The 15,591-nt window shown below is 73.4% G+C and carries 15 protein-coding genes; 9 read left to right on the forward strand and 6 right to left on the reverse strand.

The genetic code is table 11. The features are described from left to right. A partial coding sequence (locus MLY01S_RS10210; RefSeq protein ID WP_306301692.1) for a GNAT family N-acetyltransferase occupies window positions 1-648 on the forward strand: 648 nt, incomplete at its 5' end. Between the two features lie 91 nt (window positions 649-739). After that, complete coding sequence (locus MLY01S_RS10215) at window positions 740-1,759, forward strand: hypothetical protein (protein ID WP_067191741.1); 1,020 nt, start codon at window positions 740-742, stop codon at window positions 1,757-1,759. 116 nt (window positions 1,760-1,875) lie between these two features. Here MLY01S_RS10215 and MLY01S_RS10220 read toward each other — a convergent pair whose 3' ends face one another. From MLY01S_RS10220 to MLY01S_RS10235, 4 genes are read right to left on the reverse strand one after another with little or no spacing between them, the layout of a single operon-like run. Continuing rightward, window positions 1,876-2,574: a response regulator transcription factor gene (locus MLY01S_RS10220; RefSeq protein WP_067191743.1), complete on the reverse strand. Its 699-nt coding sequence runs from the start codon at window positions 2,572-2,574 to the stop codon at window positions 1,876-1,878. Next, window positions 2,571-4,055, reverse strand: coding sequence for a sensor histidine kinase (locus tag MLY01S_RS10225; protein WP_082740111.1), 1,485 nt, complete (start codon window positions 4,053-4,055; stop codon window positions 2,571-2,573). Before MLY01S_RS10225 ends, MLY01S_RS10220 begins: the two co-directional genes overlap by 4 nt. Beyond that, window positions 4,030-4,686: a hypothetical protein gene (locus tag MLY01S_RS10230; protein ID WP_067191744.1), complete on the reverse strand. Its 657-nt coding sequence runs from the start codon at window positions 4,684-4,686 to the stop codon at window positions 4,030-4,032. Before MLY01S_RS10230 ends, MLY01S_RS10225 begins: the two co-directional genes overlap by 26 nt. 49 nt (window positions 4,687-4,735) lie before the next feature. Beyond that, entirely contained in the window at window positions 4,736-6,664 is a 1,929-nt protein-coding gene (locus MLY01S_RS10235; RefSeq protein WP_067191746.1) for a hypothetical protein, read from the reverse strand. Between the two features lie 176 nt (window positions 6,665-6,840). Here MLY01S_RS10235 and MLY01S_RS10240 point away from each other — a divergent pair, with 176 nt between their 5' ends. The 5 genes from MLY01S_RS10240 to MLY01S_RS10260 all read left to right on the forward strand — a co-directional run bounded on the left by MLY01S_RS10240 (window position 6,841) and on the right by MLY01S_RS10260 (window position 11,551). Continuing rightward, entirely contained in the window at window positions 6,841-7,323 is a 483-nt protein-coding gene (locus tag MLY01S_RS10240) for an NUDIX hydrolase (RefSeq protein WP_067191748.1), read from the forward strand. Then, window positions 7,320-8,567, forward strand: a complete 1,248-nt coding sequence (locus MLY01S_RS10245) for a type 2 periplasmic-binding domain-containing protein (protein ID WP_067191750.1) — start codon at window positions 7,320-7,322, stop codon at window positions 8,565-8,567. Before MLY01S_RS10240 ends, MLY01S_RS10245 begins: the two co-directional genes overlap by 4 nt. 80 nt (window positions 8,568-8,647) lie before the next feature. Further along, the gene (locus tag MLY01S_RS10250) at window positions 8,648-9,889 is read left to right on the forward strand and encodes a pyridoxal phosphate-dependent aminotransferase (RefSeq protein ID WP_067191752.1); all 1,242 of its coding nucleotides are present in this window, start codon (window positions 8,648-8,650) and stop codon (window positions 9,887-9,889) included. Window positions 9,890-9,905: 16 nt separating this feature from the next. Further along, window positions 9,906-10,841, forward strand: a complete 936-nt coding sequence (locus tag MLY01S_RS10255; protein ID WP_067191754.1) for a PPK2 family polyphosphate kinase — start codon at window positions 9,906-9,908, stop codon at window positions 10,839-10,841. A 125-nt stretch (window positions 10,842-10,966) separates the two neighbouring features. Further along, a complete protein-coding gene (locus tag MLY01S_RS10260; RefSeq protein WP_067191755.1) occupies window positions 10,967-11,551 on the forward strand; it encodes a type 1 glutamine amidotransferase domain-containing protein in 585 nt (194 codons plus the stop codon). A 114-nt stretch (window positions 11,552-11,665) separates the two neighbouring features. Here MLY01S_RS10260 and MLY01S_RS10265 read toward each other — a convergent pair whose 3' ends face one another. Together MLY01S_RS10265 and xseA are read right to left on the reverse strand one after the other, a co-directional pair. Beyond that, window positions 11,666-11,953 carry an exodeoxyribonuclease VII small subunit gene (locus tag MLY01S_RS10265; RefSeq protein ID WP_067191757.1) on the reverse strand — a complete coding sequence of 96 codons (288 nt, stop codon included), beginning with the start codon at window positions 11,951-11,953 and terminating at the stop codon, window positions 11,666-11,668. Continuing rightward, window positions 11,950-13,251: an exodeoxyribonuclease VII large subunit gene (gene xseA / locus MLY01S_RS10270; protein WP_067191759.1), complete on the reverse strand. Its 1,302-nt coding sequence runs from the start codon at window positions 13,249-13,251 to the stop codon at window positions 11,950-11,952. The genes MLY01S_RS10265 and xseA overlap by 4 nt, the downstream gene beginning before the upstream one ends. Before the next feature lie 102 nt (window positions 13,252-13,353). On the opposite strand from xseA, the gene MLY01S_RS10275 reads away from it, so the two are divergent. Both MLY01S_RS10275 and MLY01S_RS10280 read left to right on the forward strand, forming a co-directional pair. Then, window positions 13,354-14,394, forward strand: a complete 1,041-nt coding sequence (locus MLY01S_RS10275) for a hypothetical protein (RefSeq protein WP_067191761.1) — start codon at window positions 13,354-13,356, stop codon at window positions 14,392-14,394. Between the two features lie 54 nt (window positions 14,395-14,448). Beyond that, window positions 14,449-15,546, forward strand: coding sequence for a 4-hydroxy-3-methylbut-2-enyl diphosphate reductase (locus MLY01S_RS10280; RefSeq protein WP_067191767.1), 1,098 nt, complete (start codon window positions 14,449-14,451; stop codon window positions 15,544-15,546). Window positions 15,547-15,591 lie beyond the last annotated feature (45 nt).

Here is a 15,591-nt window from a genome sequence, read left to right on the forward strand (position 1 = left end):
ATCGGGGGCATGTCCTGGCTGACCGACCCCTGGCCCGCCGTGCTGCGGCACGACACCCTGACCGTGCGCCCCCTGGTGCGCGGCGACCGGCGGGACTGGGAGGAGCAGCGCTGTGCCAACGCGGAGTGGCTGACCCCCTGGGACGCCACCAGCCCGGAGCCGGGGAGCGGTCCGACGACCTTCGCGCAGATGGTGCGGTGGTACCGCCGCTCGGCGCGGCAGGGGCTGTCCTACACCTGGGCGATGGCGCTGGACGAGGACGCTCCGGGCCGGGACCGCCTGGTGGGGCTGATCAGCCTCGGAGGCATCCAGGGCGGTTCGGTGCGCTCCGGTGCGGTCGGCTACTGGATCGACCGCCGCCAGGCCGGCCGCGGGCTGACTCCCACCGCCGTGGCCATGGTGACGGACTGGGCCTTCCACGGGCTCGGCCTGCACCGGGTGGAGATCAACGTCCGCCCGGAGAACGCCCGCAGCCTGCGCGTGCCGGAGAAGCTCGGCTTCCGTCGGGAGGGGCTGCGTGAGCGCTACCTGCACGTGGCGGGCCGGTGGTGCGACCACATCAGCTACGCACTCACCGTCGAGGAGGTCCCGGACGGGGTGCTCGCCGGGTGGCTGGAGAGCCGCCGGAGAGGACCCGCCGAGGGCTGACCTCGGCATGAATCCGGCGACTGCCGGCGTGTTCGAGGCGACACGCCGCGGTGAATGACAACCGTGTGATTCCAGCCGCTACGCTGGAGGCATGGATGAGATCAACACCCTTGCGGCGGAGCTCAACGCCGTCCTCGGCGTGTTCTCCGACCTGCGCGTCAGCGCGTCGCTGGTGATCCTCGCCCTCATCCTCTGGCTCGGATGGAATGTGGTCACGGCCGAGCGCAGACGCGCCGACGCCCGTGAGGCACACGCCGCCGAGGCCGCTGCTTCCCCTGCCGCTGACGCGGCCGTAGACTCCGCTTCGACGACCTCGCCTCAGGAGGGGACACCCATGACCAGCGCGTCCGCGCCGGCGCCCAAGCGCCGCACCTTCCGCCTTCCCGCCGTCAGCCGCCCCTCCTTCGCCACCCGCCCCGCCGCTCCGGCCGGCGGCTTCCGTGTGCGCTGGGGCCGCACCGCCCTGTTCCTGGCCGCGGTCGCGTTGGCCGTGACCTTCCTCGTGACCGGTGTCGCCGCCGCCTTCGGCGCGGAGACCGTGACCGTCGCGGGATGGTCCCTGCTCGGAGCCCTCGCCGCGGTCGCCACCCTGCGCGTCCTGGCCGTCCGTGAGCGGGAGGCCCGTCGTGCCGCCCGCGCCGCCCGGGCCGAGGCCGAGGCCCACCGGGCACCGGCCCACATCGCCCGCGGCGTGCACGTCGCCCGGTCCGCCGCCCGCACCGCCGAGCCGGCGGTGGAGAGGACCGAGACCGCCGCGCCGGTCGCTGCGGCGCCGGCCGAGAAGGCCGCCCCGTCCGTGGACGTCCGTCCTGCCGCCGCGCAGGCGGCACAGACCGAGGCCTCGGCCGCGGAGCAGGCGCTGCCGGCCCGGGTGGAACAGGCACAGAAGCCCCGCACCGTGGTGTTGCCGACCGTCCCCCGCCCGACCTACCTCGACGCTCCGGAGATGCAGCGCTCTGCCCCTGCTCGCATCGAGACCGCCGAGAAGGTGCCCTCCGGCGACGTGCGCCTGGCCGATGGCGTCTCCGAGCTGCAGCGCCGTCGCCTGCGGGACCAGGCCACCCCGGCGCTCGACCTCGACTCGGTGCTGGCCCGCCGCCGCGCCTCCTGATCGTCCGCAGGCCGCTCACGGCCTCCGGCACCCGTCACCGCACCTGACGCAGAACGGCCCGCCTCCTCATTGCCGAGGAGGCGGGCCGTTCCGCGTCTGTGCCCGGGCCCTGTCCGTCAGGAGGCCGGCGGGTAGTCGTCCTCATGGGCGAGGCGATAACCGACGCCGCGGACGGTGACGATGCGGTCGGCGCCGATCTTGCCGCGCAGGTAGCGCACGTACACGTCCACCACGTTGGAGCCCGGGTCGAAGTCGTAGCCCCAGACGCTGTCCAGCAGCTGCTCGCGGCTGAGGGCCTGGCCCGGATGGCGCAGGAACTCCTCCGCCAGGGCGAACTCGCGGGCGGACAGGTCCACGCTCCTGCCGCCGATGCGCACGTCGTGGGCCACCGGGTCGAGCTCGAGGTCGGCGTGGCGCAGGACCGGGTCCTCCGGTGCCGCCGGGGCACCGCCGCCGGTGCCGCGCAGGCGCAGCCGGACACGGGCGACCAGCTCGGCGAAGCGGAAGGGCTTCGGCATGTAGTCGTCTGCGCCGCCGGTGAGTCCGGAGACCGTGTCCTGGGCGGAGGAACGGGCGGTCAGGATGATCACGGGGACGTCCTCGTCATGCACCCGCAGCCGGCGCAGGACGTCGAAGCCGTCGATGTCCGGCAGCCCCAGGTCGAGGATGATGAGATCGAACGAGCCCGTCAGGGCGAGCCCGAGCCCCTCCTGACCGGTGTCCGCGACGGTGACGGAGAAGCCCTCCGCCTTCAGGCCCTTGGTGACGAAGCGGGCGATGCGCTCCTCGTCTTCGATGAGCAGGATCGGCGTCATGGTGTCGGTGCCTCCGGGGCTCGGTCCTTCGGTGGAGTGCGCAGGGGGATCTCCATGGTGAACACCGACCCGGTGCCCTCCACGGACTCGAGGCTCACGTGACCGCCGTGCGCGGCGGCGATCGCGGAGACGATGGTCAGGCCCAGGCCGGAGCCCTCCTGCCGGGTGCTGGCGCCGCGTCCGAAGCGCTCGAAGATGCGCTCACGGTCCTCCTGCGCCACGCCGATGCCCTGGTCACGGACCCACAGACGCAGGGTGTCCCCGGCGACGGCCGTGCCGAGCTGCACGCGGGTCCCGTCCTCCGAGTAGCGGACGGCGTTGGAGGCGAGCTGGAGCCACGCCTGGGTGATGCGCTGCACGTCCAGCATCGCGGTGGTCTCGGCAGCCGACTCGAGGAGCCACTCCCGCTCGCCCAGCTGCGCGGCCTTCTCCAGCACGGCGGAGGTCAGGGCGGCCACGTCCACGGCCTCGGGGGCCACGAAGTCCGGGCGTGCGGTCTTGGCGAGCAGGACCAGGTCGTCGACGAGCCGGCGCATGCGCTGCAGCTCGTCCAGGGAGATGTCCATGGACTCGCGGACGTCCTCGGAGTCCTCGGGGTCCATCACCTCGAGGTTGCCCTGCACGATGGTGATGGGGGTGCGCAGTTCGTGGCCCACGTCGTCCAGAAGCTGGCGCTGCGAGGAGAACGCCGCCTCGAGTCGCTCCAGCATCTCGTTGAAGCCCGTGCTGAGCTTGGCGACGTCGTCGTGTCCGGTCACCGGCACACGGCGGGAGAGGTCGCGCTCGGTGATCGTGCGGACCGTGGCGCTGAGCTGGTCCAGGGGGGTGAAGACCCGGCGCAGGAGGATCCAGGCCAGCAGGACGACCACCAGGGTGGACAGCAGGGCGGCCAGCGCATAGCCGGAGTACGTCTCCTGCAGTTCGTCGATCTCGGCCTCCACGTCGAAGGCCACCAGCAGTGCACCGCGGTCCTCGGCGGCGGTGCCGCCCACCGGGACGACGGCGGCCCGGTAGGTGGTCTGACGGGTGGTCAGTGTGGAGATGCGCACGACGTCCGAGTCCTCGCGCTCCAGGGCCCAGTCGACGAGCTCGGGGTCGTCCTCGAGACGCAGCTCGACCGCGTCCGCGGCGCCGAGGGTGGCCCGGCCGTTCTCGAGGCCGAGCAGGCCCTCGTTGCGGACGGGGAGGGTGCGGACCATGGCGACCTCGATGAGCTCGGACGCCGAGGAGATCGGCTTGCCGGTGTCCGGGACGACGCCGTTCTGGGACAGCAGGTTCAGCTCCGTGACCGTGCGGCCCAGGGCGTTCTCGATGCGCTCGTGCACCGAGGCCCGCTGCAGCAGGTAGGCCGTGACGCCGGAGAGGATGAGCGCCGCGATCGTCATCAGGACGAACAGGACGGTCAGGCGGACGCGGACGGGCGCGCCGGACCACCAGTGGCGGCGGGGCGACCGGTCAGTCGTCGTCCCAGTCGTCGTCATCGTCGTCCTCGTCGTCTTCGTCGTCGTCATCTTCCCATTCGTCGTCCTCGTCGTCTTCGTCGTCGTCATCATCGTCGTCGAGGACGGTCGGCGGAGCAGCCGGAACGCGGGAGAAGGTGGGAGAAGGCGCCGAGGGCGTGGTCGGCTCCGGGCTCGGGGCCGGCGGTGCGACCGGCTTCGGGCTCGGGGCCGGCGCCGAGCCGGAGGCCGACTCCTGGCCTGGCGCGGACGAGGTCTTCGCAGAGGCGGCCGACGTGGGCGCGGTCGCCGAGGCGGCCAGTGTGGGCGCGGCCGACGAGGAGACGCCCGAGCCGGAGGCCGATGCCTCGGACGAGGCAGAGGCCCGGGACGTTGCCGAGGCGGTGGCACGCTGCGACTCCTCCTCGGCGAAGGAGGCGACGGCGGCCGATCGGGAGGCGTCGGCTGCCGACGGGGCATCGTCGTCGCCGTCGCGCCCGCGCTCGGACGGGGCGTGCGAGGCGTCCTGGCCCGGCGTGCCGAGGTGGATCTGAGGGCCCAGGTCCGTCTCCGACGGACGCAGGGACGGCATCGCGATGGCGACGGCGGCGACGACAGCGATCAGGGCGATGAGCACGGCCAGCCCGACGCCGATGGCTCTCTTCGTGAACATGGCTCCATGCTCCGGGGCCGGGATGAGGCCATGATGAGAGGCCACATCTTCAGGGGACGTCGTCCTCCGCCGCCTGGTTCCCGGCAGCCCGGTGCCCGGCCGGGGCGTCCGCCTCCTGCTGCAGCTGAAGCAGCCGCGCGTGGACGCGGGCGGCCGAGGTCTCGTCCCCGAGCCGCACGTGGCACTGCTCGAGGCCGGTCAGGGCGGCCAGGCGCACCAGGTGCGGGGCCTGGGCGTCGTCGGCCAGCAGGGAGAACAGGGTGACGCCGGTGTCCGGGGCACCGTCCTCGGCGGCCACGAAGGCGGCGAACAGCTCCGCCTGCCGTGCTCCGCCGGGGTCGTCGGCGTCCACGAACAGGTCGGCGGCCTGCAGGGCGGTGGAGACGGCCTCGTCGCCGCGGCGCAGGGCCCAGAGAGAGCGGGCACGGGTGTCCAGGTAGTCGGCCTCCTGCCAACGGGCGGCCGACTCGCGGACCAGGGCGAGGGCCTCGTCCAGCATCGTCAGGCCGGAGGAGTCTCCGAGCTCGCAGGTGACGTAGCCCAACGAGTGCAGGGCGATCGGCAGGACCGTGGGGTCCTCCTCCCGGACCTGCCGGGCCAGCTGCACGGCGCGCTCGAACAGGGCCTGTGCTCGGGGCCGCTGCGCCTCGTCCTGGCGGTTGAGCAGGGCGCCGGCGGCGAGCAGGGTGCGGGCGGCGTCGTCGGCGCGGCCGCAGTCTTCGAACAGGTCGGCGGCGCGCCCCCAGGCCTCGAGGGCGGAGTCGGTGCGGTCCAGCTCATGGTGGGCGTGGCCGAGGTCCACGAGGGCGCGCGCCTCGTCCGCCGCCGTTCCGGTGGTCCGGGCCCGGCGGACCACGGGGTCCAGCACGTCCACGGCCTCCTCGGCACGGCCGTGCATGATCAGCTGGTGGCCCCACCAGTAGGTCAGCGTCGCGGCGTCGGGGGACTCGGCGCGCTCGGCGTTCACTGCGGCGATCTCCCATGCCAGCAGCGCCGCGCGGCTCGGGGCGGCGGAGGCCCCCAGCGCCCGGGCCACCAGGGCCGCGGCGGAGGCGGCGCCGCGGCGCAGTCCGGCCCGCTGCATCAGCTCCAGGGCCGCGATGCCCCAGTCCGCGGCATCGTCCAGTCTCTGCAGGGCGTGGCAGGCCAGGGCCCGGACCAGCAGCGCGGAGGCCCGCACAGCACGGCCGCAGGGGCGGGCCAGCACATCGCAGGCGGCGTCCTGTGCCCCGTCCGGGTCCGAGGTCCAGAGGCAGAGGCGGCCGCGCAGCAGCTGGGCGGAGGCCAGCGAGCCCCAGGGCAGCACGTCGCCGGCCACCTTGATGCGGCGCATGTGAGCGATGGCCTCGTCCACAAGCTGCAGGGCGCCGGCGTGGTCGCCGTCCTGGGTGCGCGCCACGGCCAGGGCCGTGAGGGCCTCGGGGAGCACCGTGTCGGCGGTGGCCCCGGCACCGCGGAGGCGGGCACGCTCGTCCTCCACCACGCCGGCAAGCACCGTCGCCTCGAAGGAATCCGGCTCGTGCAGCAGGGCGGCGCCGAGCTGCAGCTCCACCCGGGCCTGCACGGGGCGGCCGAGCCGGCGCAGCAGCGCGGAGCGGGCCTCGAGCGCCGTGGAGAGCGCGTCCGCGTCCTGCGCGATGTCCGCGGCCACAGCGGCGGCACGCCACAGGGCCAGCGCACAGTCCGGTGCATCGCTGCCCGGGGCATCGAGGCCGGCGTGCGCTGCGGCGGCGGCGCGGGCGCCGTCGTCGCCGAGGGCGGCCTCCACGGCCACATCCAGCCAGCCCAGGGCGTCGTCCGCGCGGTCCGGGGCCGGCAGCTGTGCCGAGCGCGCCGTCTTCAGCGCACCGACGAGCCGCAGCTCGTTCCGGCCGGCGGCCGGCACCTCGGGGGCCGCGGCGGCCTCGGCCGCGGGGGAGGCCGCGTCCGAGGCGAGGTCGTCGGACCCGGGTGCGGGGCCGTCGTCGTGGTGGTGCACGGGGACACTCCTTTCCAACCGGACGAGGCGAGGCGGCGGCTGCCGCCGGGTCCGACCAGTATCCCAGGGCCGGAGTCCGCTGCGGGGGCGCGGTGCGCAGGCCACCGCCACGGCCACCGGGTGCGCCCGTAGACTGGGGGACCGTCCGACCCCGTGCCCCTCACAGGAGAGCCGACGTGTCCCAGCCCACCGGCACCGTGCCCGCCGCGGCCGTCCCGTTCCAGACGCGCGCCGGCGCCTATGCGCTGATCGTGCAGGACCGCTCGGTCCTGCTCTCGGCGTGGCGCAGCCCGTCCGACGACGTCTACTGGACGCTGCCCGGCGGCGGCATCGAGCTGGGGGAGAGCCCGGAGCAGGCGTGTGTGCGCGAGGTCTGGGAGGAGACCGGGTACGACTGCCGTCTGGTCGGCCTGCTCGGCGTGACCACGGGTCACATCCCCGCCGCGAAGCGCCTGCGTGGAGAGCCGGTGGACCTGCTCACCGTCCAGGTGCTCTACCGCGGAGAGATCACCGGCGGGACCCTGCGTCCGGAGGTCGGCGGCTCGTCCTACGACGCCCGGTGGTTCGGCCTGGACGAACTGGACTCGGTCCTCACCTCCTCCTGGCTGACCAGTGCCCTGCGGCTCGGCGGCCACCTGCCGACGGAGGAGGTCGCATGAGCCGTCGCCTGCGCGCCCTGGCCGGCGCCTGCGTGCTGGCCCTCGGTCTGACCGCCTGCACCGGGGAGGACGAGCCGACGGGACCGCCCGCCCCGCAGGGTCCGATCTCGGTGGCCCACACGGACGCCGTGGTGTCCGAGGCGGTGGCCGCCGTGGTCGAACGCCATCTGCGCAACCGCGGCCACGAGGTCGCGGAGTCCGAGCCTGTGCCGCAGCCGTGGGCGCGGACGGACGAGACGACCGTCGCCGTCGTGGACACCCTGGCCTATGCCCTGCAGGTGGCGCCGGAGCAGGTCATGCCGGAGCCTCCGGAGCCCACATCCGCCGCCTCCGGGTCCGCATCGGCGCAGAGCACGACGACGGACCCGTCGCCCTCCGGCACCGGCTCGCCGTCGTCGTCCCCGTCCGGGGACGGTGACGGAGAGTCCGCCGCGGCGTCGAGCACCGCGAGCCGGACGCCCACCCCCACTCCGCTGCCGAACGGCGAGTCCGCCATGGGCGCGGACAAGGTGGACCGGCTCATCGAGGAGCACCTGGCGTCGGAGGCCGAGCGGCGCCGCGCCGCCGCGGGCTCTGCCACGCCGTCCGAGGACGCCGGCTCCGCGGGGGCCGAGGCCGGCGGCACGCCCTCGGTCTCCGCCGAGCCCTCGGACGAGGTGACCGTGTTCGCACCCTCGGCAGGCACCCTGCGCCTGACCGCCCTGGTCACGGCGCCCACGGCGTCCCGCCTGAAGCTGGAGACCATCGACGATCTCAACGTGCGGTGCGAGCCGCTCGTCGCCGCCGCCCGCGTGGACGTCAACAGCGAGGCCCGCCCGGAGGCCACGCGCCTGCTGCGCGAGCGCCTGGACCGCCTCTCCGGCTGCCGGCCGGATCAATGGCGTCCGGCGTACTCCGCCGTGACCGGTGACCTCGTCTTCGACCGCGCCCAGCTGGGCTTCGCCTACGGGATCGACCCGGCCGTGGAGGACGACGCCCTCGTGGCCCTGGAGGACTCCGGCCGCGTCCTCCCGGAGGGCCGCATCTCCGTGCTGGGCCAGGCCGAGCACATCCCGAAGGCCACCCGTGAGGAGATCCGCGAGGTGATGGGCCGGATGGACGCCGAGGGGCTCACCGACCTGCAGGAGCTGGTCTCCGGCCCGGACGCGCTCAGCCCCGAGGACGCCGCCCAGTACTGGCTCGTGGACCGCGGCCTCGAGGACGCCCCGGAGGACTGGGTCGTGCCGCGGCCGGGATGGTTCTGACCCCGGAACCACGGCGGGCGCGCGGGTGCAGGGCATGACACGTGCTGGGCGGACGGCCCGGCCGGTGGAAGGATGGGGGCATGTCTTCCACCGGTGACCCCCGTCAGATCCGCCAGTCCTCGAAGCTGCTGGACGTCCGCTATGACGTCCGCGGCCCCATCCTGGAGGAGGCCCAGCGGATGGAGGCCGCCGGCCACCGCATCATGAAGCTGAACATCGGCAACCCCGCCCCGTTCGGCTTCGAGGCCCCGGACGCCATCCTGCAGGGCATGATCCAGCACCTGCCGCACGCACAGGGCTACTCGGACTCCAAGGGCATCTACTCGGCCCGCACCGCGGTCTCCCAGTACTACGAGTCCCGCGGCATCAGGGGCATCGGCGTGGACGACGTGTTCATCGGCAACGGCGTGTCCGAGATGATCTCCATGGTCCTCACCGCGCTGCTGGACACCGGGGACGAGGTGCTGATCCCGTCCCCGGACTATCCGCTGTGGACGGGGGCGACCACCCTGGCCGGCGGCGTCGCCAAGCACTACCGGTGCGTGGAGGAGGAGGGCTGGCAGCCGGACCTGGAGCACATCGAGTCGCTGGTCACCGAGCGCACCAAGGGCCTGGTCCTGATCAACCCGAACAACCCCACGGGAGCCGTGTACTCCCGCGAGACCTTGCTGGGCATGGTCGAGATCTGCCGCCGCCACAACCTGGTGCTCATGGCGGACGAGATCTACGAGAAGATCACCTACGACGGCGCCAAGCACCTCAACGCCGCCGGCCTGTCCGACGACGTGCTCACCCTGACCTTCTCCGGCCTGTCCAAGGCCTACCGCGTGGCCGGCTACCGCTCCGGCTGGGTGGCCGTCTCCGGCCCGAAGCACCGCGCCAAGGACTTCCTGGACGGGCTGACGCTGCTGTCCAACATGCGCATGTGCGCCAACGTCCCGGCCCAGCACGCCGTGCAGGTCGCCCTCGGCGGCTACCAGACCATCGACGACCTGGTGCTGCCCGGAGGCCGCCTGCTGGAGCAGCGGAACCTGGCCCAGCGGCGACTGAACGACATCGAGGGCGTGAGCTGCCAGCCGGCCATGGGCGCCCTGTACCTGTTCCCGCGCCTGGACCCGGAGGTCTACGGGATCGAGGACGACGAGGGCTTCGTGCTGGACCTGCTGAAGGCCAAGAAGATCCTCGTCTCGCACGGCCGCGCCTTCAACTATGAGGACACCGACCACTTCCGTCTGGTCACCCTGCCCAGCGTGGAGGACCTCGGCATCGCCCTGGACCGTCTCGAGGACTTCCTCGCGGACTGGCGCGAGCGCCGCGTGTGACCACCCGGGCCGAGAGATGCAGGGAGAGACCGTGGGCAAGAAGAAGGACGACAAGGCGGGACGACCCGCCCGCGCCACCGACGGCCATGGCGTCTTCGACGCCCCCGCGAGGGAGCTGTTCGCCGCCGGCCGCGGGGACGAGGTCCGGGGCCCGGCCGACGTCGACGCCGCCGCGACGCCCGGCTACGGCGGGGACAAGCCGAAGGGCAAGAAGGACCTGGCCGCGCGCGGCGGGGCGCTCGTGGACCTGCAGGAGCTGCTGTTCGCCCAGTCGGTGCGCGAGGCGCCCGTGGGGGAGGTGCCGTCCCTGCTGGTGATCCTGCAGGGCATGGACACCGCCGGCAAGGGCGGGATCATGCGCCACGTGATCGGGGCGATGGACCCGCAGGGCCTCCACCTGCACGCGTTCAAGGCGCCGACCCCGGAGGAGCGCGCCCACGACTTCCTGTGGCGCATCCGACCGCACCTGCCGCGGCCCGGCCTGGTCTCCGTGTTCGACCGCTCCCACTACGAGGACGTGCTCGTGCACCGCGTGCGCGGGCTCTCCCCGCTGGCCGAGGTGGAGGAGCGCTACGGGGCGATCCGCGAGTTCGAGGCGGCCGTGCGTGCCGCCGGGACGCGGATCGTCAAGGTGATGCTGCGGATCTCGCCGGAGGAGCAGGCCGAGCGCCTGCTGGCCCGCCTGGACGACCCCACGAAGCACTGGAAGTTCAGCGAGGGCGACCTCGACGACCGCGCGTACTGGGACCAGTACACGGACGCGTACCGGATCGCGATCGAGCGGACGGACACCGAGGACGCACCGTGGTTCATCGTGCCGGCGGACCGCAAGTGGTTCGCGCGGCTGGCGGTGCAGCAGCTGATCATCGAGACCCTGCAGGGGATGGGGCTGGACTGGCCGGAGGCGGACTTCGACGTCGCGGCGGCCCGCCGTCGGCTACTGGCGGGCTGAGCGCCGCCGTCGCGGTGGGCGGGGCCGTGGTGGTCGGACCTTGCCAAGCCCGGGGTCGCGGTGAGTGGATGGGGAGACACCGGGCGCCGCAGAGGCGCGCCGGACCCGATCCGAAAGGTGGACTCATGACTGAGAACGCTGCCCAGAACGCCCCGCTGACCGGCAAGACCGTCGCGTTCCTCGCGACCGACGGTGTCGAGCAGGTCGAGCTGACCTCCCCGTGGGAGGCCGTGATCGCCGCCGGCGCGACCCCCGTGCTCGTCTCCCCGAAGTCCGGCACCATCACCGCGATGAAGTCCGACTGGGATCACGGCGAGTCCTTCGAGGTGAACACGACGGTGAAGGACGCCAAGGCCGAGGACTTCCACGGCCTCGTGATGCCGGGCGGCACCCTGAACGCGGACGCCCTGCGCATCGACAAGGACGCCCAGGCGTTCGTGCGTGCCTTCTTCGAGCAGCACAAGCCGGTGGCGGCCATCTGCCACGCCCCGTGGACCCTGATCGAGGCCGGCGTCGTGGACGGCCGCCGTCTGACCAGCTACGCGTCCCTGGAGACCGACCTGAAGAACGCGGGCGCCCAGTGGGTGGACGAGGAGGTCGTCGTGGACAACGGGCTGACCACTTCGCGCAGCCCGGAGGACCTCGACGCCTTCAACGCCAAGCTCGTGGAGGAGCTGGGCGAGGGCAAGCACGAGGACCAGACCGCCTGACCGACGTCGGGCGCGAGCCGCGTGGGGGCGGGGGCCGATGGCCCCCGCCCCCGCCGTTTCCCGAACGATAGCGCCGCGGAGGCCGCCGCTTCCCGAACGAAAGTGGGGGCGGGGTCAGTCGGCGTCGGGGTCGGCCTCGCCGCGCACCTGGTCGAGGCGGGCGCGGGCGCCGTCGAGCCAGGCCTGGCAGCGGTCGGCCAGCGCCTCCCCGCGCTCCCACAGGGCCAGGGATTCCTCGAGGCCAGCGCCACCGGCCTCCAGCCTCCCGACGGTCTCCACCAGCTCGGCCCGCGCCTGCTCGTAGCTCATCCGGGCCACGTCCGAAACGTCCGCGGAGGTGAAGCCCTCCACGCCGCTGGGGCGGCCCGCATCCTGTGTCTGCTCCATGCCCTGCTCACTCATGCCTGTCGTGTCCTCTCCTGGGATGGGGTCGGGGTGGTCCGATGCGTCGCGACGACGTCCGCGGCGATCCGCCCGGCCGCCACGAGGATGTCGAGCCGGTCGTCCGAGGCGACCTGGTCCGCGTCACGCACGACCTGCCCGGCGTGCTGGACCACCGCGTAGCCGCGGTCCAGCGTGTGCTGCGGGGACAGGGCGCGGACGCGGGCGCGCAGCTGCGTGAGGGCGTCCTCCTCGCGGACGAGCCGGTGGCCCAGGGCGGACCGGCCGCGCTCGCGCCACCGGTCCGTCTCCTCCTGCCGGGTGTCCACCATCACGTGCGGGCGGGCCAGCACGGGCCGGGACCGCAGGGCCGAGAGCCCCTCGGCCTCGGTGCGCACGCGTCGCTCGACGGCCGCGGCCAGCCGCAGGCGCGCATCCGCGAGTCCCGCGGCCTCCTGGGCCGCGTCCGGGACGATCCGCTTGGCCGCGTCCGTGGGCGTGGAAGCGCGCAGGTCGGCGACGTCGTCGAGGACCGGGCGGTCCGCTTCGTGGCCGATCGCCGAGACGACGGGCGTGCGCGCCGCTGCCACGGCGCGCACCAGCGCCTCGTCCGAGAAGGGGAGCACGACCTCCTCGAGCGCGCCGCCGCCGCGGGCGACGACGATGACGTCCACGGCCGGGTCGGCGTCGAGCTCGGCGAGCGCGGCGGCCACCTGCCGAGGAGCCTCGGCACCCTGCACCGTGACCTCACGGATCTCGAACTCGGCGCCGGGCCAACGCAGCAGGGTGTTGCGCAGCACGTCCTTCTTCGCGTCTGAGTCCCGGCCGGTGATGAGCCCGATCCGGTGGGGGAGCAGAGGCAGGGGCCGTTTGCGCGCGGGGGAGGTCAGCCCCTCCTCGGCGAGGGCCCGGCGCAGCAGCTCCACGCGGGCCAGCAGATCGCCGAGGCCGACCGGGCGCATCTCGTGCACGTTCATGGACAGGCGCCCGGCCTTGAGCCAGAAGCTCGGTTTCACGCGCGCCACCACCCGGGAGCCCTGCTGGACGGTCCCGTCCAGGGTCATGGCGACGTTCCGCCAAGCGGTGAGCGGCAGGGAGACCTCCTCCTCGAGGTCCCGCATGGTCATGTAGACGTTGCCGCGGTTGTTCTTGAACTCGATGAGCTGGCCCTCGATCCACGTGGCGGGGGCGCGCTCGATGTGGGCCTTGAGGTTCTTGGAGAGCCGGGCCAGCGGCCAGGGGTTGTCCGGGGACGTGTCTGCGGCGCGTTCGGGCACGGCGGCCGGGCCGTCGCCGGCGAGGTCCGGGATCTGCTCCATGCGTCTGCCTCCGCTCTGTTGGGTCTCGTCCTGACTATCAGTACCCTGGGACACGGTAGCGCGGGTGTGGAGGTCACCCGGCCGAACCCGAAGAGGAGCCGCGTGGCCCGTCGTATCGTGTCCCTGCTGCTGGCCGTCCTGGCCGGCCTCGCCGGCGTACTCGCCGTCGTCGGTGCCGCCGTCGACCAGGCGATCCGCGAACCCGAGCTGACCCACACCGCCGTGGACCGCGTCATGGAGGATCCGGACGTGGAGGACGCCGCCCCCCGCTTCGTGCTGGACCTGGTGGAGGCGGCCCTGCCGCGGGAGATCTCCCTGGTGGCCGGCGACCTGATCCGGGAGGTCACCGACCACAGCACCGGTGCCGCGCTGGAGGACGAGCGCGTCCGTGCGGGAGTGGTCGAGTCCGCCGAGCAGGCCCGTGCGGACTGGGCGGACCGGCTCGACGCCGGCGAGGTGCAGTCCGGCAGCGACTCCGATGCAGGCACGCTGACCGTCCCGCTCGGCCCGGTCGTCTCCCACGTGGGCGTCGGCCTGGTGGACGACCTCGCCGACGGCACCGCCGACCTGCTCGGCAACGACGACGGCTCGCTCGTCGTCCCCGGAGGCAGCATGTTCGGTGTGGAGATGCCGGAGACGGACCTGGCCGTCCTGTTCGACCGCGCCCGGGACGGGATCCGCGAGTTCGCCGGGCAGGACCGGCTCTCCGTGCTCGTCCACGTGGGCGGAGACGACGCCCTCGTCTCGGTCTCCTCGTCCCTCGCCGACGCCCCCGCGCTGATGCGGGCCTCGGCCCACTGGGTCTGGGCCGCGGTCGCCGCCGCGGTGCTCGGCCTGGCCGCCGTGATCCTCGGCCCCGGCCGGTGGCGCGGCATCGCGATCGCCGTGGTCGGTCTGCTGCTGGTGGGCGGGGGACTGGCGATCCCTGAGGCGGTGGCCTCCCCGGATCTGGTCCGCCTCTCCGTCCCGGAGGACGCCCCGCGCTCCCTGGCCGATCTCACCGAGGCCGTCGACGGGGTCGTGCGGTCCGCGGTGGCCGACTCCTTCGGCCCGAGCACGACGGGACTGCTGTTCGGAGGGGGAGCGGCCGTCGTCGTGGGTCTGCTGTGGGCGGCGCTCGCCGAGCGGCGCCGGCGTTCCTGACGGCCACGGCAGGGGCCGCCCCGTCCGGTGGACCTGACCGATAGAGTGGTGGGCATGTCCACCCCCACCACTGCATCCGCCCCCGTCTCCGTCGGCCTCGGCATGCCTCATGTGCCTCGCGTGCGCCGCAGCCGCGAGGAGATCGAGGCCGCCGCACCCGTCGCCGGCAACAAGCGTGTCCTGCTCGCCGCCCCGCGCGGCTACTGCGCCGGCGTGGACCGTGCCGTGATCGCCGTGGAGAAGGCCCTCGAGGTCCATGGCGCCCCGGTCTACGTGCGCAAGGAGATCGTGCACAACCGCCACGTGGTGGACTCGCTGTCCGAGCGCGGCGTGGTGTTCGTCTCCGAGTTGGACGAGGTGCCCGAGGGTGCCGTCACCGTCTTCTCCGCCCACGGCGTGTCCCCGGCCGTGGTGGCGGACGCCGCGCAGCGGAACCTGCAGACCATCGACGCCACCTGCCCGCTGGTGACCAAGGTGCACCGCGAGGCCGTGCGCTTCGCCAAGCAGGACAAGCAGATCCTGCTGATCGGCCACGAGGGCCACGAGGAGGTCGAGGGCACCTACGGCGAGGCCCCGGAGCACACCATCGTCGTCAACGACGTGGAGGAGGCCCGCACCGTCCAGGTCGAGGACCCGGACAACCTGATCTGGCTGTCCCAGACCACCCTGTCCGTGGACGAGACCCTGGAGATCGTCTCCGTGCTGCGCGAGCGCTTCCCGAACCTCCAGGACCCGCCGTCGGACGACATCTGCTACGCCACCTCCAACCGGCAGGCCGCGGTGAAGGTCATCTCCCCGGAGGTGGACCTGATGATCGTGGTCGGCTCGGCGAACTCCTCCAACTCGGTGCGCCTGAAGGAGGTCTCCCTCGAGTACGGTGCCGCCCGTGCCGAGCGCGTGGACTTCGCACACCAGGTGGACGAGTCCTGGTTCGAGGGCGTGGCCACCGTGGGCCTGACCTCAGGTGCGTCCGTGCCGGAGGTGCTGGTCCAGGACGTCCTGGCGCTCCTGGCGGACTACGGCTACGCGGACGTGGACGAGGTGGTCACCGCGGAGGAGGACATCATGTTCTCCCTGCCCAAGGAGCTGCGCGCCGAGTTGAAGCGGATCGGGGACGAGGACCGCAACCTCGGAGGACGCCGCCGCGACTGAGCGGGGCCGCCATCGGCGAGCCAGAAGGTTTGGCACGGTTCCAGC

This window comes from Micrococcus lylae NBRC 15355 (genome assembly GCF_001570885.1).
GTDB classification, from domain to species: Bacteria; Actinomycetota; Actinomycetes; order Actinomycetales; family Micrococcaceae; genus Micrococcus; species Micrococcus lylae.